Source organism: Pseudoalteromonas sp. Hal040 (assembly GCF_037162425.1).
In the GTDB taxonomy this organism is placed as follows: domain Bacteria; phylum Pseudomonadota; class Gammaproteobacteria; order Enterobacterales; family Alteromonadaceae; genus Pseudoalteromonas; species Pseudoalteromonas gelatinilytica.
On the sequence record NZ_JARLUU010000001.1, the window covers coordinates 3151585 to 3172420 of the forward strand.

Annotated in this window: 15 protein-coding genes, 1 tRNA gene and 1 pseudogene; 7 read left to right on the forward strand and 10 right to left on the reverse strand. The window is 40.4% G+C overall.

The window, feature by feature from the left end; genetic code table 11:
- Positions 1 to 167 precede the first annotated feature (167 nt).
- The gene (locus P4S60_RS14675) at positions 168 to 620 is read right to left on the reverse strand and encodes a hypothetical protein (RefSeq protein WP_337116430.1); all 453 of its coding nucleotides are present in this window, start codon (positions 618 to 620) and stop codon (positions 168 to 170) included.
- 99 nt (positions 621 to 719) lie between these two features.
- Positions 720 to 932 carry a hypothetical protein gene (locus P4S60_RS14680; protein ID WP_337116432.1) on the reverse strand — a complete coding sequence of 71 codons (213 nt, stop codon included), beginning with the start codon at positions 930 to 932 and terminating at the stop codon, positions 720 to 722.
- 499 nt (positions 933 to 1431) lie between these two features.
- Between P4S60_RS14680 and P4S60_RS14685 the strand changes: the two genes are divergently transcribed.
- A complete protein-coding gene (locus tag P4S60_RS14685; protein ID WP_337116433.1) occupies positions 1432 to 3189 on the forward strand; it encodes a KAP family P-loop NTPase fold protein in 1758 nt (585 codons plus the stop codon).
- A gap of 522 nt (positions 3190 to 3711) precedes the next feature.
- Here the strand turns inward: P4S60_RS14685 and P4S60_RS14690 are convergent.
- Positions 3712 to 3788 (reverse strand) — tRNA-Ile (locus P4S60_RS14690).
- A gap of 273 nt (positions 3789 to 4061) precedes the next feature.
- On the opposite strand from P4S60_RS14690, the pseudogene hemN reads away from it, so the two are divergent.
- Positions 4062 to 5436, forward strand: a pseudogene (gene hemN / locus P4S60_RS14695) (oxygen-independent coproporphyrinogen III oxidase).
- A 61-nt stretch (positions 5437 to 5497) separates the two neighbouring features.
- Here hemN and P4S60_RS14700 read toward each other — a convergent pair.
- From P4S60_RS14700 to P4S60_RS14710, 3 genes are all read right to left on the reverse strand, one after another.
- On the reverse strand, positions 5498 to 6013 hold the full coding sequence (locus P4S60_RS14700) for a DUF2489 domain-containing protein (protein ID WP_063702822.1): 516 nt from the start codon (positions 6011 to 6013) through the stop codon (positions 5498 to 5500).
- The gene (gene yihI / locus P4S60_RS14705) at positions 6010 to 6612 is read right to left on the reverse strand and encodes a Der GTPase-activating protein YihI (RefSeq protein WP_105174449.1); all 603 of its coding nucleotides are present in this window, start codon (positions 6610 to 6612) and stop codon (positions 6010 to 6012) included. Before yihI ends, P4S60_RS14700 begins: the two co-directional genes overlap by 4 nt.
- A gap of 751 nt (positions 6613 to 7363) precedes the next feature.
- Positions 7364 to 7996, reverse strand: a complete 633-nt coding sequence (locus tag P4S60_RS14710) for a c-type cytochrome (protein WP_063702826.1) — start codon at positions 7994 to 7996, stop codon at positions 7364 to 7366.
- 283 nt (positions 7997 to 8279) lie between these two features.
- Between P4S60_RS14710 and yihA the strand changes: the two genes are divergently transcribed.
- Positions 8280 to 8930 (forward strand): ribosome biogenesis GTP-binding protein YihA/YsxC, encoded by a 651-nt coding sequence (yihA, locus tag P4S60_RS14715; RefSeq protein WP_063702828.1) that lies wholly within the window; start codon positions 8280 to 8282, stop codon positions 8928 to 8930.
- A 4-nt stretch (positions 8931 to 8934) separates the two neighbouring features.
- Here yihA and P4S60_RS14720 read toward each other — a convergent pair whose 3' ends face one another.
- Both P4S60_RS14720 and P4S60_RS14725 read right to left on the reverse strand, forming a co-directional pair.
- On the reverse strand, positions 8935 to 9453 hold the full coding sequence (locus P4S60_RS14720; protein WP_337116435.1) for a DUF1285 domain-containing protein: 519 nt from the start codon (positions 9451 to 9453) through the stop codon (positions 8935 to 8937).
- Complete coding sequence (locus tag P4S60_RS14725) at positions 9453 to 10040, reverse strand: YceI family protein (RefSeq protein WP_337116436.1); 588 nt, start codon at positions 10038 to 10040, stop codon at positions 9453 to 9455. The genes P4S60_RS14720 and P4S60_RS14725 overlap by 1 nt, the downstream gene beginning before the upstream one ends.
- A 424-nt stretch (positions 10041 to 10464) precedes the next feature.
- On the opposite strand from P4S60_RS14725, the gene P4S60_RS14730 reads away from it, so the two are divergent.
- Positions 10465 to 11385 carry a lipase family alpha/beta hydrolase gene (locus P4S60_RS14730; protein WP_337116437.1) on the forward strand — a complete coding sequence of 307 codons (921 nt, stop codon included), beginning with the start codon at positions 10465 to 10467 and terminating at the stop codon, positions 11383 to 11385.
- Positions 11386 to 11579: 194 nt separating this feature from the next.
- Here P4S60_RS14730 and polA read toward each other — a convergent pair whose 3' ends face one another.
- Entirely contained in the window at positions 11580 to 14315 is a 2736-nt protein-coding gene (polA, locus tag P4S60_RS14735) for a DNA polymerase I (RefSeq protein ID WP_337116438.1), read from the reverse strand.
- Between the two features lie 509 nt (positions 14316 to 14824).
- On the opposite strand from polA, the gene elbB reads away from it, so the two are divergent.
- The 3 genes from elbB (at position 14825) to P4S60_RS14750 (ending at position 18816) form a co-directional block, all read left to right on the forward strand.
- Positions 14825 to 15475 (forward strand): isoprenoid biosynthesis glyoxalase ElbB, encoded by a 651-nt coding sequence (gene elbB, locus P4S60_RS14740; protein ID WP_063702837.1) that lies wholly within the window; start codon positions 14825 to 14827, stop codon positions 15473 to 15475.
- 182 nt (positions 15476 to 15657) lie between these two features.
- Positions 15658 to 16050, forward strand: coding sequence for a c-type cytochrome (locus P4S60_RS14745; RefSeq protein WP_130049878.1), 393 nt, complete (start codon positions 15658 to 15660; stop codon positions 16048 to 16050).
- A 201-nt stretch (positions 16051 to 16251) separates the two neighbouring features.
- Complete coding sequence (locus P4S60_RS14750; protein ID WP_337116439.1) at positions 16252 to 18816, forward strand: bifunctional diguanylate cyclase/phosphodiesterase; 2565 nt, start codon at positions 16252 to 16254, stop codon at positions 18814 to 18816.
- Here P4S60_RS14750 and rep read toward each other — a convergent pair.
- Positions 18806 to 20818: a DNA helicase Rep gene (gene rep, locus P4S60_RS14755; RefSeq protein ID WP_105174447.1), complete on the reverse strand. Its 2013-nt coding sequence runs from the start codon at positions 20816 to 20818 to the stop codon at positions 18806 to 18808. The two genes, P4S60_RS14750 and rep, sit on opposite strands and share 11 nt — an antisense overlap.
- Positions 20819 to 20836 lie beyond the last annotated feature (18 nt).

Sequence of the window (20836 nt, forward strand, 5' to 3'; positions counted from 1 at the left end):
ACGTGTTGCACTTGAATTCCCACTTCTGGTGAAACTGCCCTTAATTGGTAGCTAATTTGTATTTAATTGAGTTAGAACAACTGTCACTTTCTTTGCTCTAAAGCAACCTTAAGATTAAATAAAAATTAAAGGTTGCACAGCAGCTTGCTCTGAATATTTAAAAAGCCTTAAAGGTTCGTACATTTATCAGAGTAGTCATTAACATTTAACTTTATATACCTGCCTAGCATACTCTCATTATTTTCGATTCGCTTAAGGTTATGAGATTTAAATTTCTCTAAACTCTTTTCTTTAACAGGATAAGCACTCCCATTATAGATGATTTCATCATCATTAATTGCAATTTCAAATAATAGATTTTTTTGCCCATCAATAAAAAGAAGTCGATCAAAGTGACAAATATCTTCTAAAGCATAAACTCCAAAAGGTTCGCTCTTAAGGGTTTGACTAATTAAACCTTTGAGCATATGAAAAGCTTCAAATTGACTGTAAATTATAGCGTTATTAGTATCTTTATTAATCCAGTAAATGGTTTCACTATGTTCAAAGTCTGAGTCTCTAACTATCTGGTTTGCAGATAAGTTAAATGATACGAAAACTAAAAATACTATTAATTTCATTAGCAATGTTCCTTTTTCCATAAACACTAGCAAAATATTGTTTGCTAAAATGTTGAGAAACGAAAACAGAAAATGTTTTTGCCCTTATTTATTAGCTTGTTATAACTCGACTTCTAATTTCGGCTTCTTTATTGACCAATACCAGCAATATAACCAACTAGCAGGAGCGAAAAGAAAACTTAGCAGGACAATATAAAGCCCTACAAGTGGTAAGTTATCAGATTTTCCTTTGGCAAACTTCAAAGTTAAATACAGCATGATTAAGAAATTAATAAATATGATTTGACCTGCAACTGTTGCATTTATGTTCATTTGTGCATCCTTACACTCTGCAGTGTGGTGAGTTATGTTATAGCGAGCAAATTGCGCGTTTTTCTTATTAGTATATTTTTAACAAACTTGTTAACTAATTGCCAGTGTTATTAAAATCTAGACAAGTTTGCTTTTTTCACTGAATAGAACGAGTGATTGAAAATGAAAATTCGTTTTCCAATTTAAATTACATTGTAGACTCTATGCTCACTCGACACTATTCATTAATAACTATTCTTGAACGCTCATAGCCGCCCTTAGAGCATTTACTTTAGCTCGTTTTGGGGCAAAGGCGAGTTATATTTATAACACGCCTTTGGACATAAACAATTTAGAGTTGGGGTTCTAACTCAGTTAATATGCATTAGAAAAAATAACCTCGAATTTTGAGATGAAAAATGTCTCTGGTAACCACAAACATTCATATAAAACCTTTTGCTTATCTGTGATAAATGGTCGTAAACTCTAAAATTGTTAGTAATAACTATCGGAGAATTAAATGGTTAAGCAAGTTGAGTTGGATTGGTCTCAAGGGCTAAAGATTGAGAATGATTTTTTTCCTGAAGATAAATTAGGAAGGGTTAGATACGCGACATTCCTTACAAAACTTCTTGCATCTCAAGGTTTTGATAAAGCAAGAGATGCTGGTGACCAAAAGCGAAATTATGTACTTAATCTAAATGCTGAGTGGGGGGCAGGTAAAACATACTTTCTTAAACGTTGGTCTGAAGATATCAAAGAACATTACCCCGTTGTCTACGTAGATGCGTGGAAGAAAGACTACTCTGATGATCCTTTAATGACGGTAATTTCTTCCATCATCGAGCAATTGAGAAAGCAAGCTGGAAAAGATAAAGATTCCACTGAGTTCAAAGTTCCTCGTAAGCTTATAGGTCTATTGAAAGCGGCTGCACCAGGTATAGGTCGAGGATTATTCAAGCGATATGTCGGTATTGATCCTGTGGTAGTTATGAATGCCGATAATGACAATGAAAATATCGGTAGTATCAGGGGGGAAGATGGCGAAGATTTAGCAGATGAAAACGGCAAACCTATTGATATGAGCTTTGCAGCTTCTGAAGCAGTTAAGTATTTAATCGATGAGCATGATGCTAAAAGTGCAGCTATAGAAAGCCTAAAAACAAGTGTGTTCGAATGGGTATCCGCAGTTGTTGGCCTTAAAAACAAAGAACTACCAGCTTTCATTTTCATTGATGAACTAGACCGTTGTAGGCCTAGTTATGCTGTTGAAATGCTCGAAACAATTAAGCATATATTTGATATTGATGGCGTTGTTTTTGTGGTTGCTACTGACACTGAACAACTACAACATGCGGTAAAGGCGGTTTATGGCGAGGGATTTGACGCTAAGATTTACCTTGGTCGCTTCTTTAATAGTCGCTATAGCCTTAAGGCCCCGAATTTAGAGAACTTTCTAGAAGTGCACAGCGATGCTAGCAAGCTTTCTGGTGATTATTTAAGAGACTTAAAAATTGAAGTACTCCCTTTTAATGAAGATGCAAAAGCAACGCTACGAAATATATCGGTTATTCTTGATGCCTTTAAGGTTTCTGCTCGTACTGCTATCCAAATCGCAGATAGAGTAGTAGCTACAATCTCAAATATGCCTAGAGGCTCTAAGATTGATATATTGATGTTGACAGCTTTGCTTTGTATCAAAGAGAAAGATCATAATCTTTTTGATGAGATAGTAAGTGGCAAGTTTGAGAGAGTGGTGCAGAGTGGGGATAGTAAGAAGACTATCTATTTAAATGACTTCCTAGAAACTTACATACCAGAAAGCTCTCATATGCGCCATATTGAAATGAACTTCGATCCACAGGAATATGCACCCAATTTTAAGATCTATTCTCATCAGAACGCTGTAGCTAACCCGTATACATCTGGCATTTATCGATTCTACTTACTTGAATATCTGCAAGAAATTTTCTCTTCTCACTTTGGTTCAGCTGGAAAAAACCGCTCGGGAATATTCTTTCTAGGCGAAGGTCGCAGGAGTCCGACTCAAGAGCAGACACCTTTAGAGAAACTCTGCAAGACTCTAACTGAAGAGTACAAAAAACATCAATATGACACAGATGCGCAAATGTTAGGAGTACCTGCACTTCTATGGGTTAAGTTTCTCTATATCAGAAATAAGTTCGAGTCTATAGATATGGATGAATATAAGGACTTTGTCGAGTTAGCATCCCCACTAGACTGGATGGGTAAAGATGAGCTACCAGAAGTAGACTAATGCTTAATATTTATACTCAGTAATAAATCTTTTTAAAATACTTTTCCTTTGCCAAGCTAATTCCGACCTCCTGGCAATACAAGTCGCTCTTCCTTGTCTTTGGGAATCAGTGGCTTATTACTTTTAATCCATTACCACTTGTAAGGCGGTAATGGATCACAAGAAGCGCAATTAATCGTTAGGCATTAACTAATGTATTGAAAAAAGCATGTGAATAACTTATTAATGAGCTTTTGCGTTAACTCGTTTCGGGGCAGAAACGACTTCCCCTTCCTTGCGCTCGTATTAAAAGATGAATAACAGCTCACCATAGCTGCCAGTCTGATAAAGCTTAACTTGCACGGTAAAGCTACAAGCACGACCTCATAAACCGCACATATTTAACTTAGGAATTATACCGAGTATCAAATTGAGCTTGATTTAAAAGGTGGAACAATTAAACTCAAAGGTGGAACAAAAGTGGAATAAAACTGTTAAAAACTAGCGTAACTTGTTGATTTGTAAGGGTTTATACAAGAAGGATGGTGGCCCCTCCCAGACTTGAACTGGGGACCTAACGATTATGAGTCGTGTGCTCTAACCAACTGAGCTAAGGGGCCATTGTATTAGCGAAAGCTAAATTTTTTGATGCGTTTAGCAGGTTTAACTGACTAAAGCGGGATGCAGTATAAAAAGTTTTTGTAACCTTGTCACTAGCAAAACCCTTTATTTTAACAATCACTAAATCAACTGCTCAAATAGTAAACTCTTTGTTTTTACAACGACCTTAAAGCATGCCGATTAGTTTCTAGCCTCCGACATTGTTCTAGATCAAATAGCTAAATCACTAAACTCGTTAAAATAGCCGCTCAATCAATTGCGGAGTGCTGACTGTGATAAATTTACCTAGCTGGGATCAATCTCTGATCAACAAGTACAATATTTCTGGGCCTCGATATACATCTTACCCAACAGCATTGTCTTTAGCTGAAGGTTATAACCAACAAGATATGATTAACGCGATTGCGGCATCGAAAAGCCGTTCTTTATCCTTGTATATCCATATCCCTTTTTGCAGTCAGCTTTGTTATTACTGTGGTTGTAATAAGGTGATCACTCGTCATCAATCTAAAGCCGATTTATACCTAGATAATTTAGCGCTTGAAATTGCTGAGCAAGCAACACTTTTTGCCGATTATAAGGTTGAGCAGCTGCATTTAGGGGGTGGTACGCCAACGTTCTTATCGGCAGAGCAAATGAGTCGCTTAATGGCATTGGTTGAACAGCATTTTAATTTTGCTGATGATGCCGAGCGCGGTATTGAGATTGACCCTCGTTCTTTAGCTGATGGCATGCTAGTTCATTTACGTAAGCTTGGCTTCAATCGTGTTTCGTTTGGTATTCAAGATTTCAATGATGCTGTGCAACTGGCGGTTAATCGCCCGCAAAGTGTGCAATCTGTAAAAGGCTTGATTAGTGAGGCTCGTGAACTTGGCTTTAAATCTATTAATGCCGATATGATTTACGGTTTGCCACTGCAAACACCTGAGAGCTTTAAAGAGACGATTGCACAGCTGATAGAGTTAAACCCTGATCGCGTATCGGTATTTAACTATGCTCACTTACCAGATAGATTCGCAGCACAACGAAAAATTAAAGATGCTGACTTACCATCTGCTGGCGATAAGCTCACTATGTTCAAAAATACCCTTGAGCAGATGTTAGCGGCGGGTTATCAGTTTATCGGTATGGACCACTTTGCCCGTAAAGACAATGAGCTAGCAATTGCACAAAACGCGGGTCAATTACATCGTAATTTCCAAGGTTATACAACGCATGGCTCAATGTGACTTATTAGGTTTGGGTGTGTCGTCGATTTCACAAATTGGCAATGCCATTTTACAAAACGAAAAAGAGTTAAAACACTATTACAAAGCCGTGCAAGAAGGCTTTGGCAGTGCAGTCTGTAAAGGTGTTGCTTTAACTGATGACGATACGTTACGTGCTGCAGTGATCAAACAATTGATCTGTCAGTTTGAGCTGGATATTCCTGCAATCGAAAAGCAGTTTAATATCAACTTTGCCAGCTACTTCTGCGAGGCACTACAAGCACTTGACCCGCTACTGGCTGATGGCTTGGTGTCTGTGAGCCAAGAAAAAATCACAGTAACAGCCCGTGGTAATTTATTTATTCGTATTATTTGTATGTGCTTTGATGCGCACCTACAACAACAAATCAAGCAAACTCGTTTCTCACGAGTTATCTAACCCAACAAAAAGCAGAGCCTAGGCTCTGCTTTTTATTTTGCTTAAATCACTGCACGTATGTTTAATTGAATACGACGTTTTCGCTGCCTGGGGCTGCTTTAAACTCTTCAATGATACGTACGCAATCTGCTTTTATCTCATCGCTAAGTTGCTCTTCAGCACGCCAGCGAGTGGTGTCCATTTTAAAAATCTCTTTTTTAGAGTATTTCTTACGGGCATCATGCGTTGGCATGTCTTTAACTACTTCGTACATTTTAAATATGCCTGGGTAGCGCTCACTTAACTCAAACTCTTCTGCAAAGCTGTATTGAGAGATCAGCACCCAAATGCGTAAGCTGCCCTCTGAGAACTCACATTGCTCTTCATTCATTGCACGGGCAATTAAATGAATGCTATCGGCTAACTTTGCATTACGCTTTGTTCTTGATGCCGCAAGCTTTTGCTCATGCTCAGCTTGCTTCTTGGCGATAAGCTTATTTTGCTCTTTTAGTTTATACAGAAGTTGTCCTGCATAAAACGCAAGCCCTGCGATAATTGCCGCACCAATAACGATGGCAATAATCAAGGTTGTGCTCATCGCTCATCCTCATCTTCGTCATCAAACCATTCGTTCGCTAAATCGTCAGATAAGTACTTATCGAAGTCTGATTCACCTTCATCGTAAAAATCATCTTCAAAGTCATCTTCGTAGTCGTCTTCATCATCTTCGATACCTAATAGCTCGCACAGAGCTTGGTGACGAGCAATACGACTATTAAAGTACTTAGCGTCTTTACCTGTTAGTAACTCGCCACGCTCATGACGTTCAACCAGTTTCAGAAGGCGCTCGTCATTTTCTAGCGCTTCTAGTTCTTGCTCTGGCGTTAACTCAGGCTCAGTTACTTTCTTCAGCTCAACCATTGGCTTTAAGTTGCGTTTCATTTCAACTTTTGGCTCAGCCTTAGGCGCAACTAAAGAAACCGGCTTTTTACTACCAACACGCTTATCTTTCGGTTGATTGTTCGCAGCAGTGTTTTCTGCACTTTGTGCATCAGGCGCATTTCGAGACCCAGGTTTAGCACCTTTCGTCTTTTTAACTCGCTGCTCTTTTAACGCGCGCATCTCTCTAAGCTTTTCTTTACTTAGACGTACAGGACCATTCGATGGAATTTTACGCGACTTTTTCTTTCTACTCATATCTTGATCATCTCACTTAAGAGGTTGTGCACAACGCCTGTGTGGCATTGTAATGCTGGCATAACCAGAAGAATTCGATGTGCGGATGTGGTTGGTCAACTTGACGAACTGCGCACTTTTCATACTTTTAGTACAAACGGTGGCTATTGTAACAGGACAAATAAAAAGGCGGTAGAGAAAACATCTCTACCGCCTACTAATCTGAGCGCCAATTATCTGGACACTTCTCCCTTCGACTTTTTAGTCTTTATTATTTTTATTATTATTGTTTTTCCATTTTGTTATTGTTTTAACCTTCCGTGTAGCATTCCATTTTGTTTTTATTATTAAACTTCCATGAGCTTTTATTATTCTCGGTCAATCCTGACGCTTTTTTGTTATTTCCTTTAGGACACCTAACCAGTGTCAACCCCTAAAGACTTGCCGCAATCACTTTCCTTATTACATTGTCCATGTTGTTTTTGCTGTCTCAGCGACAGTGGTTAATTTACTCATTAATAATTTTGTTACAACTAATTTATATAATTTTTCTTACAGATAAGATATTGCAACAAGATCAAATCAACCAATAACAAAGACTTACAATTAAAAGTGAAATAAAAATAAGATTTAGCTTACAGCTCGATATGGTCAATGTCTCACAAGAGTGTGGGATATTTCGACATGGATTAAATACAAAAAAAGCAGCTTGCGCTGCTTTTTTCACACTAATCACATATTACTGCGCAGTATGACTACTGGCAATCAGACTTTAGTGTAAGCCACCTAAGTATTTTGAAAGTACTTCGATGTCTTTGTCTGTTAATTTTTTAGCGATGTCTTGCATCATACCGTTTAAGTCGTTATTACGCGTGCCATCACGGAATTTTTCAAGTTGTGACTTGATGTATTCTGGATGTTGGAACGAAATTTTCGGGAATTTTGCAAGTGATGTACCGTTACCACGTGGACCGTGACACGCAGCACATGCTGGAATACCACGCTCTGCATCACCGGCTTTATAAAGCTGCTGACCAACTTCTACTACATCTTTAGGTGTTGCACCTTCAGACATATTTAAAGAAGAGAAGTAAGCTGCTAGGTCTTTCATGTCTTGATCGCTAAGCGGCATAGCCATACCACTCATTACTGGATCCATACGACCTTCTTTGCCGCCAGATGTCATACCTAATTTCAAATCTTTTAATTGTTTATAGATATAATCTGCGTGTTGGCCTGCAAGCTTAGGGTAGATATTAACCGGCGCATTACCGTCTGGGCCGTGACAAGCCGCACACGTTGCCGATTTCTCTTTACCTGCGTTTACATCGCCATCAAATGCTGTTGCGTTGCTTGCTGACAACGTACCAAGCAATATAGTTAAAGATAGTGCTATTTTTTTCATGGTGAATTCTCTGTTTCCGACCCTGTATCATCTACAATATGGATGTTGTGATTTCTATATTCTACACGATAATAAATTCTCTGGCACGTTTTCTGCCCACATTAAGCTCATAATTTATAGGGATTTGACTTAGATTAAGTTTCTACCTAGTAATTTTCCTAATTCAAAGCCAATTTAGCACGCTTAAATACGCTTTTGAATGCTGCTTTAATAGTATAAAATACGTGCCTTAAGTGGAAATTAGCCACTGTTCGTTATTATTTATAAAAGACTAGGAGAGCCTGTGCTCAAATCTCGTATCAAATACAATACTGCGTCCTTTGTTACCAGCGCACCTGATATCTCACGCTTACCTGCTGATACGGGGATTGAAGTCGCGTTTGCTGGTCGCTCTAATGCGGGTAAATCAAGTGCCCTTAATACGTTAACAGATCAAAAATTAGCACGTACTTCTAAAACACCAGGTCGTACTCAGTTGATCAATACGTTTGAGCTAGATGCCGATAAACGCCTTATCGACTTACCGGGTTATGGTTTTGCGAAAGTGCCTATCGAAATGAAAAAGAAATGGCAAAAATCGCTAGGTGAATACTTACAAAAGCGTCAAAGCTTAAAAGGTATCGTTGTTTTAATGGATATTCGTCATCCGTTAAAAGATTTAGACCGTGACTTAATCGATTGGGCTGTGGGCAGTGAAATACCTGTACTTGCACTTTTAACTAAAGCCGACAAGCTCAAACAAGGTGCGCGTAAAGCACAAGTTTTACAGGTTCGCCGTGAGTTAAGTAACTTAGAGGGTGATATTACTGTACATGCCTTCTCTTCACTAAAAGGCACTGGTTTACCAGAAGTTGCTAAAAAGCTTGATGAGTGGTTCTTAGGGCCTATTGAAGTTGAAGCACCTGAGTCTGACGACGAACAACCAGAAGCTTAATCGCTTAGGCCAAGTAATAACGCTTGGCTAATGATTCTATATAGTAGCCCTGCTCGTCTGAGCAGGCTATTTCAGCCCACTGATAATAAACATTTCTCGATACCCTCGCAGCCAAGCCATGCGCTAATTGAAGATAAGGCACACTAACCCCCTCAAATTCTCTTAATAATAGTGGTTGCTTTGCTGATACCAACCATGCACGCTGTAAATTATCGACACAACAAAGTGCTCGGCCTTGCTCTGTCTCTTCAAAGCGCCAATCAACAATAATAAAAGGCACATCAATGACGGTGATTGCCATTTTCTCAACAGGTGTTTTTAAAAAATAACTATCGGCTTCTTTGCAAAGCACAGAGGCAAAGAGTTTTACCATTGCCTCGCGCTTTATTTCACTGCCGGCATAAAACCACAACCCTTGCGCATCAATCGTTATTGGTAATTGCCCACAATTTTGTGGTTGCCATTGTTCAAAAGGTTTATCGGGCGCTTGAAGTGCGGCTTCTAATTCGGCAAGTGATTGCATTACTTTTCTTTATCTAGCGTCAAAGAAAAGCTAACCGGTACGGCTGTTGCAATTGACGGTAAACCTGCAAGCTTTTGTAGTTCGCTAATACCTTCTGTTACCTTGAAGTCACTTGCATTAATAATCACCGACGTAAACGATGAAACAGTCACATCGCCTTTCGGTGACATATTGGCAAGCACATCTATTGTTAGCTCTTTCTTGTTGCCGTGAAAATCTAATTCAGCTTTCAAACCTTTAAGCACATGTTGACCAGGTTTTAGCGTTAACAGCGCTTTGCTTAAATCCGCAGTTAACACTGCATTAGGAAATTTAGCTGTTTCGAACAACAATTTCGTCATGCGCTCATTACGGATAGGGATCAGGGTTTCAACCGATGTCAGATCGATCATTAACTTAAATTGACCTTGTTCGTTAAGTGTACCCGACACGTTTTTGAAATGATGCGCTTCTGCAACTGAATTCTTTTTGATAGACACAAAGCTCACATTGCTTTGCTCATTATTAACTTGCCAGTTTGCGCTGGCTAAAGGGGCAACTAAAATACTCGATAATGAAAAGGCAGCAATTGCCATAGATTTAAACATAACGCATTCCTTCGAAAGTAAATAAGAATCACTTTGATGGTATCACTTGCGTTAATTTGTGCAATGAATTGTATGATAAGAGAAAGAAAAAGCGACTCACTCAACAAGGAGTGAGTCGGTATAGCAAACTGGGGAGAAGCTATCAATACGTTGCATCCTTTCAGATGCATCATCAACAGGATGTCCTACAGGATGAGGACGGCGCGGACTTTAACAAATACCAGATTAAAAATAAATTGCCGAGCCGCAGAAACAACACAAATTGATAAACAAATAACGAATCACTAAAACCATCTTTTCTTGTTTACCTAAAATTAACATTACAGCAAGCCAATATTTAGGGTAAAGTGAATCAACAGCACGCAAAAATCAGGCTTTTTTAAGGCTTGTTAGTGATAAAAATTGCAGTAGAAGAGTAAAAGGTATGAAAAAAATCCCCTTAATTTTATTTGCTACCTTACTTTTTTTAATAACTCCCTACTGTCATGCAAAAAAAACAACGACACAATACCCGGTAGTTTTAGTTCATGGGTTAATGGGATTCGATAACCTACTCGGCCTCAATTATTTTTATAATATTGCTGAAAGCCTTAGCCAAGATGGTACCTTGGTGTTTACGCCGGCGGTCTCTGCTATTAATAGCTCTGAGGTCCGGGGCGAACAATTACTCACTCACGTAAAAGCAATTTTAGCACTGACAGGCGCCAATAAAGTAAACTTGATTGGTCACAGCCAAGGCGCGCAAACAGTGCGCTACGTTGCATCTGTCAGACCTGATCTGATTGCCTCAGTAACGAGTATTGGCGGTGCAAACTATGGCAGTGGCATTATTGATCTGATTAGTCAAAAGTTGCCTGCGAACTCTCAAGCTGAGCATACCGCGCGGTTCATATTTGATGGGGTTGGTGGGGTTATTTCACTGCTCTCAGGCCACAGTCAATTACCACAAGATACACTCGGTGCTTTAAGTAGCTTAAGTACACAGGGCGCTGACGTATTTAACCAAAAATATCCTGAAGGTTTACCAGAAAATAAGTGCGATCAAGGTCAGTTAGTTGCCGAGAATGGCGTGTACTATTTTTCGTGGAGTGGTACAGCTGCACTTAGTAATATACTGGATCCCACCGACTTGCCCATGCTGCTCGGTTCATTACTTATTTTAGGCAAAGATGATGGCCTAGTATCGCGCTGCAGCAGCCATTTAGGCCACGTAATTAAAGATGATTATGACATGAACCACTTAGATGAGATTAATCAGTTCATTGGCTTACATAATTTTCGCGAAATTGACCCTATTGAGCTTTATCGTCAACACGTAAAGCGGTTGCAGGAGTTGGGGTTTTAGTTAGCAAGTTAGCAAGTTAGCAAGTTAGCAAGTTAGCAAGTTAGCAAGTTAGCAAGTTAGCAAGTTAGCAAGCCTAAATGACTTAGCTTGCGCGTCAAGCAACTCGCTAGCTTTACTCTTTCCCCTTGTAACTCGCTAGCTTTCAATCTGAAAGCTGACGGCTGATAGCTGACAGCTCTCATTAATTGCGACTATTAGTGAGCCTGTTGCCAGTTGTCACCGCTGTCGGCTTCAACAATCAGAGGCACATCAAGAGTAGCCGCTTCAGACATTAGCTTACAAATTTCAGCTTTATAGTCGTCAACACACTCTTCTTTAATTTCGAACACTAATTCATCGTGCACTTGCATAAGCAACTTCACTGAACCTTCAGCTTGCGCATTCACCCACTGATGAACTTTTAGCATCGCTTTTTTGATGATATCAGCAGCAGTACCTTGCATTGGCGCATTGATAGCAGCACGCTCAGCGGCTTTACGACGAGCACCGTTACGGGCATTGATTTCTGGTAAATGTAAGCGACGACCAAAAATCGTTTCTACATAACCTTTATCAGCTGCTTTTTCACGGGTTGTTTCCATGTACTCAAGTACGCCAGGGAAACGCTCGAAGTATTTATCAATATAATGCTGTGCTTCATGGCGTGGTACATCTAACTGACGTGATAAACCAAATGCTGACATGCCATAAATTAATCCAAAGTTAACTGCTTTAGCTTTACGACGCATATCGCTGGTAACTTCTTCAAGGCTAACCCCGAAGACTTCTGCCGCCGTAGCACTGTGTACATCTAAACCATTCGCAAACGCGGTAAGTAGGCCTTTATCTTGTGATAAGTGCGCCATGATACGTAATTCAATTTGGCTGTAATCGGCAGCCACAATTTTATGGTCAGGTGCAGCAATAAAGGCTTCACGAATACGGCGCCCCTCTTCTGAGCGAATTGGAATATTCTGTAAGTTAGGATCCGTTGAACTTAAACGCCCCGTTGCCGTTACTGCTTGATGATAAGAAGTATGCACTCGCTTCGTGCGCTCATTGACCATCAGCGGAAGTTTATCTGTGTAGGTTGATTTAAGTTTAGATAAACCACGGTGCTCAATAATCACTTTTGGTAATGGATAATCATGAGCAAGTTCTTGCAATACTTCTTCTGCCGTCGAAGGTGCACCCTTAGGTGTTTTCTTGATAACAGGCAGCTCAAGCTTTTCAAATAAAATAACTTGCAGCTGCTTAGGTGAACCTAAGTTAAACTTTTCACCAGCCATATCATAGGCTTCTTGCTCAAGCTCTAACAAGCGTTCGCCTAAACGTTGGCTGTGAGCAGCCAACATGTTGCTATCAATTGCAACACCAGTACGCTCAATATCAGAAAGCACTGTGACAAGTGGTAACTCAATATCTTCGAATACTGACTTCAACTGGCTATCAGCATCAATTTTTGGCCATAACACTTGGTGAAGACGAAGTGTTATATCTGCATCTTCAGCAGCATAAGGCGCTGCTTTTTCTAGCTCAATTTGATTAAACGTTAACTGCTTCTTACCTTTACCAGCAATATCTTCAAAACTGATATTTTTGTGACCAAGGTATTTCAGTGCCAACGAGTCCATATCATGGCGGCTGCCTACACTATTAAAGACATACGACTCCAACATAGTGTCGTATTTAATACCTTTTAACTCAAAGCCAGCATTCGCTAATACGCTTTTATCGTACTTAAGGTTTTGCCCAACTTTCGCTTTGTTTTCGTCCGCTAAAATTGGGCCAATTTTTGCCATTACCGTTTCTAAGCTTAATTGCTCTGGCGCATCCGGGTAATCGTGAGCAACAGGAATATAAGCCGCTTCACCGGCTTTAACCGCAAAGCTCATACCAACCAATTGTGCTTGCATATAATCAAGGCTGGTTGTTTCAGTATCAAAAGCAAACAGTTCGGCGTTGTTTAACTGCGCCACTAAGGTATCAAGTTGCTCTTCAGTTAATATCGTTTCGTAGTGCGCATCAGCGACTTTTGGTAGTTCATTTGCTTCTGTTGGCACATCTAAATGCGTGTCAGCATCTTTAGGATTATCAAGTAGCTCAGCTAACCAACGACGGAACTCACATTCCCCATAAAGTGCAATCAGTTCATCACGGTTAGGCTCTTGCAACTTAAAGGTTTCAAGATCTGACTCAACCTCAACATCACACTTAATTGTTGCTAATTCATAGCTAAGTGGCAGATGATCCAGCGGCGCGGCAAGTTTTTCACCAATCTTACCTTTGATCTCACCAGCATGGTCCATTACACCTTGTAATGATCCATATTTTTGTAGCCATTTCACCGCAGTTTTAGGACCACAACCATCAACACCTGGGATGTTATCGACCTTGTCACCCATTAAAGCAAGGTAATCAATGATCAGCTCAGGGCCAACGCCAAATTTTTCAACCACGGTTTCAGGATCTGAAATGCTATCTGTCATGGTGTTGATCAGCGTGACATGTTCATTAACAAGTTGCGCCATATCTTTATCACCAGTCGAGATCAGTACATGACGTTGCTGCTCTGAAGCAATACGCGCAAAGGTACCAATAACATCATCAGCTTCAACACCTTCAATACTAATCAGCGGGAAACCCATTGCTTTAATAATGCTATGCAGTGGTGCGATCTGTGTGCGTAAGTCATCCGGCATAGGTGGACGATTCGCTTTGTATTCGCTGTACATGTCATTTCTGAAGGTTTTACCTTTGGCATCAAAGACCACCACCATGTGTGACGGATCATATTGCTTGATCAAACTCTTAAGCATATTTACTACGCCATAGATTGCGCCTGTCGCTTCACCTTTTGAATTAGTAAGGTGCGGTGGCGAATGATATGCACGGAATAAATACGAAGAACCATCTACAAGAATAAGTGGATTTTCAGGGATCTGAGCCATGGTGAAATTGGATCCTAATTGAATAACATTAAATTGTTTGTAAGCATGCCATAAGGCTTTAAAGAAAACGACTGTGAATTATTAACCAATAATTGTTTCTTCAATAGCAAGCTGTGGATAACTTTGTAGATAACAAACACAGATAAACCTCCCGAAATGTAAAAACATTTAGGAAATTTTCATAAGTTCATGTTTTGATTTAAAAAAGATATTACGACGTTCTTTTTTTATTATTTTTGTCCGATGTGGAAAACGGTTTTAGCAGCGATAACCTTTTGCTTATTCGAAACCGAATTAACATCCCTTTTCATAACCGGAGGAGTATTCTAGCATAATGGATCAAAGATCATAGCGATCCTTTATACTTTTTTTCGTTAGTAATTTAGAAAAAGGCATAAACAGCTATTCATCATGCTTTGCGAGTTATTAAGCGGCGAAAATTTTTTATTTTGTAGGCTGACTCGTATCCTTGTTAAACTAAAGCAAGTCGCATTAAGGAGAGTTCTAAAATGAAAAAAGTTGCTGTAATTTTAGCAGGTTGCGGTGTTTATGACGGCGCCGAAATCAACGAAGCTGTATTAACCTTATTACATATCGCAAAAGCTGGCGCGAGCTATGAATGCTTTGCACCCGATATCGAACAAATGCACACCATTAATCACTTAACCGGTGAAGAAATGACACCTAACCGTAATGTGTTAGTTGAAGCTGCGCGTATTGCTCGTGGTGAAATTAAAGCCCTTACAGAGCTCGATGTGAATGAGTTCGACGCCTTGATCGTACCAGGTGGCTTTGGGGCCGCGAAAAACCTATCAGATTTTGCCGTTAAAGGCGCAGATGCTCAAGTTCAAAGTGATGTACTTACCACTGCTAAAGCCTTTGTCGATGCCAATAAAGCGGCTGGGTATATTTGCATTGCCCCTGCCATGCTGCCACTTATTTATGGCAAGGGTGTCAAAACCACCATTGGTAACGACGCAGATACAGCAGCAGCAATCGAGCAGCTAGGCGGTGCACATCAAAACTGTGCAGTGAATGATGTTGTTGTTGATCAGCAGCATAAAGTCGTCACAACCCCTGCTTATATGTTGGCACAAAGCATTTTAGATGCTGACGCAGGTATCGAAAAATTAGTCAACAAAGTGTTAGAACTCGCTTAATCATCGGGCAAAAAGCCAGCTACTAATGCAGGCTTTTCTTGCGCTAACGCAAAAAAATGACGGTTTTTCTCAAGAAAAAGCCTTTTAGATCATTTTATAAATTGTGGCTTAGCGTTATAATCGTTCTAATTTCCGTCAGATATCGTGATTGATCACGTTCAAATCGAAGTGAGCAAGGCAAAATGAAAAAACTATCAGCTGCATTATTACTGCTAGCAACAACGGCATATGCACAAGCATATGACAACTCTTTGACTGAAGACGCAATTAAAAAGCGTCTAGCGCCAATTGGTTCTGTATATCTAGAAGGTGATAAAGCTGCGGCCGCTGCTGAACCTACAGGTCCTCGTTCTGGTGAACAAGTTTACCAAGCAGCATGTTTTGCATGTCATGGTACTGGCGCACTAGGTGCACCTAAATCAGCTGATGATTGGGCTCCTCGTATCGCTAAAGGTAAAGATACACTTTTAGACCACGCGCTTAACGGTTTCAACGCGATGCCTCCTAAAGGTACGTGTATGGATTGTTCTGAAGATGAAATCAGCGCTGCTATCGATTTCATGACTAGCAAGTAACAGTCTAAAAACTAATACTAAGGGCTTAATTTTATTAAGCCCTTTTTTTGTGCCTGTTTTTAACCGCTAGGCTAAGGCTGTAGCCAAATTAGCCCCATCATAAATTACTATTTTGTTAACACCTGTTACTTGACGATCTAATAAAAAAGTGGAACTATAAAGGACGAAATTTAAACAATAATAAGATCTGGTTCTAAATCATTGGAAGATTCAGCAACACACATTGATAAGCTAGAGCGAAAAAATGCTCGCTTAAAATCGCTTTTACAAAAGTATAAGCAATCACATCACTTGCAACATGCTCTTTTACAATTATCAGAGCAAGCAAGCACTGTTGCCGAATTAACCCTACTCTACCCTGCTATTCATAACATTCTGCAAGACTACATTCCGAGCAGAAACTTCTTCGTTGTGTTACATAACCCGGTTTACGATAACCTTGAGTTATCTTACTTTGCCGATGAAAAAGATGGCCTTTCAGTACCGTTAAAATATGAGCAGTACTTTAAAGAAGGCCTTACGGGTTATGTATTTAAGCACGGTAAAACCAGCTACTTTACCAAACAGCAAACAGAGCAAGCACTAGAACAAGGTTTATTTAAAGCGTTTGGTACACCTGCCGAGCATTGGGTTGGTGTGCCCGTTTACCGTGAGCAAGTCATTATTGGCGTCATGGTCGCGCAAAGTTACGACAAAAATCAAGGCTATTCAGAGCAGCAAATTGAATTGCTAGAAGCGATGTCATTATATTTGGCAACAGCGATTGAACGAGTTAAAAAACGTGAGCTGCTTGAGTCTGAAGTTAAAATTCGCACCCGCGCTCTGACACAAAGCAACCAAGCTTTAAACGACGAAATTCAACAACGTAAAAATGCCCTCGACCGCCAGCAAATCCTGTTCAAAATCTCGGAGCTAGCAACGCAAAGTAAAAGCCTCGACGATGTATATCAGCATGTCCATAACATTATAAAAACCATTACCTATGCAGATAACTTATACATTGCCCTATATGATGAACAATCGCACTGGCTGAGTTTTCCTTACTGCGTCGATGAATTTAATGATAATGCTCTGCCGCGGCCTTTCGCTAAAGGTTACAGTGAACTGGTGCTCAGCACTGAAAAGTGCCAAGTCATAGACAGTGAAAGAGCAAAAGAACTTATCAAGTTAGGCGTAGTAGAAAGGCCGGTTAATGTACCACCAGAGCGTACCGCCACGAGTTGGTTAGGCGCGCCGCTTAAAACCTCGCAAGGTGTTATCGGTCTCATTGTTTGCCAAGCTTACAATAATAAGCATGAATTTAGTCAGGATGATTGTGAGCTAATCACTTTTGTATCGAATCAAATTGCGAACGTTATTCAAACTCACCTAGCCAACCAAGAGTTAAAGCTTAGCCACCAAAAGCTTGAGCATCGAGTCACTGAAAAAACCAAAGAACTTCGCCAAGCCAATATGCATTTACAAATGCAAATTGAAGAGCGTAAAAAAATAGAACAACAGCTGTACCACGATGCACACCATGACTCACTAACCAGTTTACCGAATCGCAGTTTATTCTTAACTCAACTCGAAAAAACATTGCAGCACTACCAGCGCTACCCAGAGCAGCAGTTTGCAGTGTTATTTATTGACCTCGATAAATTTAAAGACATCAACGATCACCTTGGTCACCAAGCAGGCGATCAATTTTTAATTGGTGTTGCTGAGTCTTTCTCGCATTGTATTCGTGAGCATGATTTGCTTGCGCGATTAGGTGGTGATGAATTTGTGGTGTTGCTAACTCACCTGACTGAGCAACAGCAAGCCCAAGATGTTGCCAAACGTATCATCGAAATTATGAGAAAACCTTTCTGTATGAAGGGTCAGTGCATTCAAAGTGGTGCCAGTATTGGTATTACTTATTCAAAACCAAGCTACAAGCACACCGATGAAATTATACGTGATGCGGATGCAGCCATGTATTACGCGAAAAATGCAGGCCGTAACCGCTTTGAATGTTTCCACCCGCTGCTTAATGCCAGCAATGTGCAACATGATGTTGACAATATGCATCACTTAGATGATTTGCCTATGCACTTTAGAAGTGCCGAAATCATTACCTTGGATGAACAAACTCGCGCAGAGTCTTTACTAGAAGCATTTGGTGAACACCCAGTACTTGGTAGCACCAGCTTTGAAGTGCTTAAGAAGTTTGCGACCGATAGAGTTCAGCACTTTGAGGTTGAACTTAATTTACTCAAACAAGCATTCAGCTTAGTAAGTGACAGTAATCTAGAAAAAGTACTGTTCCCTTGCTCTGGTTTAGTCCTTGAACGTATTAATTTTCAAGCACTGTGTAAGCTATTAAAAGCCCATGATGCCAATAGAATGTGTTTATTATTCAACGAACAAGAAATTCGTTATGCATCGGCAGTACAAATTGAAAATTTAAAAAACCTGGTCGCTCAAGGGTTTTCGATTGGTTTGAATGAATTTGCTAAAGATCGCTGTGAATTAAACTTACTGACTGAGTTCCAATTCGATTACTTGTTATTAAGTTCAACGTTCAGTAAGCGTGTACTACAACAAGAAAACTATCACCTACAATTGCAAGGTGTACTGGCGATTACTAAGCTGCAAAATATCCAAGTAATCGCGAAAGGCCCGTCGATTTTTAACTACCGCACGTTACTTGATAAGCACGGACTGTCGTTGTTTATTGGTAAGCAACATGCGCTGGCGCCCTTCGAACACGAAGCACCGAGCGCACAAATAATTACTTCTTAAGCATCGCTCTTAGATTAGCTACACGGGCTTGGCCTTTTTCCATGCGCTCAGCCTGTGAAGACGGGGGCTTTTTCGCTTCAAAGGCTAAATCATCTTGTGGTAACTCTTGCACAAAGCGACTGAGCTCAGTATCTGACGTTTCACCAAATTGACGACGTAACTTAGCATAGGTCATTACCAGCTCTTGCTGTGCACGCGTAATACCTACATAAGCAAGACGACGTTCTTCTTCAACGTTATCTTCATCGATACTTACTTGGTGCGGTAATAGACCTTCTTCCATGCCAACCATAAACACATACGGATACTCCAAGCCTTTTGACGCATGCAGCGTTAGTAATTGTACCGCGTCAGATTCGTCTTCTTCTTCGTTACGCTCAAGCATATCGCGCAGGGTCAGTTTACTGACCACTTCAGCAAGGTTCAGCGGTGGATTGTCTGCATCTCCTGTTAGCATGTCGGTGATCCAACGATAAAGCTCTGACACGTTTTTCATGCGCATTTCAGCGGCTTTTGCACTCGGTGATGACTCATATAGGTAAGCTTCGTAGTTAATTTGCCTAACTAACTCTTTCACAGCTTCAAGGGTATCGCCGCGTACCGCATTATCAGAAAGCTCAACCACCCAGCGAGCAAATCCAGCTAAGGCATTAAAGCCACGGCCTTTTAAGCGGTGTGCAAGTTCAGGTTCAAAACAGGCTGCAAATAAGCTGATGTGCTTTTCATTAGCAAGTGTACCTAGCTTTTCCAAAGTGACCGTACCAATTTCACGACGTGGCGTATTTACAATACGTAAAAAGGCATTGTCGTCATCTTGGTTCACCAATAGGCGTAAATACGCCATGATATCTTTAATTTCTGAACGCGAGAAAAACGACATGCCGCCGCTGATTTTATAGGGAATACGGTTGCTCATAAGTGCTTTTTCAAACACCCGGGCTTGATGGTTACCACGGTATAAAATCGCGTAATCTTTATAGCTGGTGCGCTTCATGAATTTATGAGAAATGATTTCTGCGACCACTCGCTCAGATTCATGCTCTTCATCACGACAGCCAATCACTTTGATAGGCTCACCATAGCCAAGCTCACTGAAGAGTTTTTTATCAAACTCGTGAGGGTTGTTGGCAATTAAAATATTTGCCGCTTTAAGAATTCGCCCTGCGCTTCGGTAGTTTTGTTCAAGCTTAATTAAACGTAAGCTAGGAAAATCTTTACTCAATAGCACAAGGTTTTGTGGCTTAGCACCGCGCCAAGAGTAAATCGATTGGTCGTCATCACCTACCACGGTAAAACGAGCTCGCTCACCCACTAATAGCTTAACCAGCTGATACTGACTGGTGTTGGTATCTTGATACTCATCCACCAGCAGGTAACGAAAACGCTGTTGCCAACGCTCACGCGCTGTGGCGTTTTGGCTTAGTAACAAAGTAGGGATCATGATCAGATCATCAAAATCAAGGGCATTATAAGCACGTAGTTGATTTTGATAACGCGCATACAACTGAGCAAATAAGGCTTTTTGCGGCTCACGGGCTTCACGAACGGCACGCTCTGGTAGAATCAATTCGTTCTTCCAGTTACCTATTTGCATTTTTAGTAGGTTGAGTAAGTCTTTGTCTTTTTTTAGTTCTTCTTCGGTCAGCTCGGCTAATAACTGGTTGGTATCTTGATCATCAAACAACGAAAAACCGGGTTTAAACCCTAGTGTCGTTAACTCTTTTTTGATGATCTCAAGCCCAAGGGTGTGAAACGTTGAAACCCATAAGCCTTTCGACTCTTGCTTGCCGAGTGTTTGCGTAACACGCTCACGCATTTCTTTTGCGGCTTTATTGGTAAAGGTTACCGCCGCAATATTGCGCGCTTGATACTCACACTTTTGCACCAAGTAAGCGATTTTATTAGTAATAACACGCGTTTTACCAGAGCCCGCACCAGCTAATACCAGACACGGTCCACTGATATACTTTACCGCTTCATCTTGTTTTGGGTTGAGTTTCATAAGCCCCTAAAGAAATTA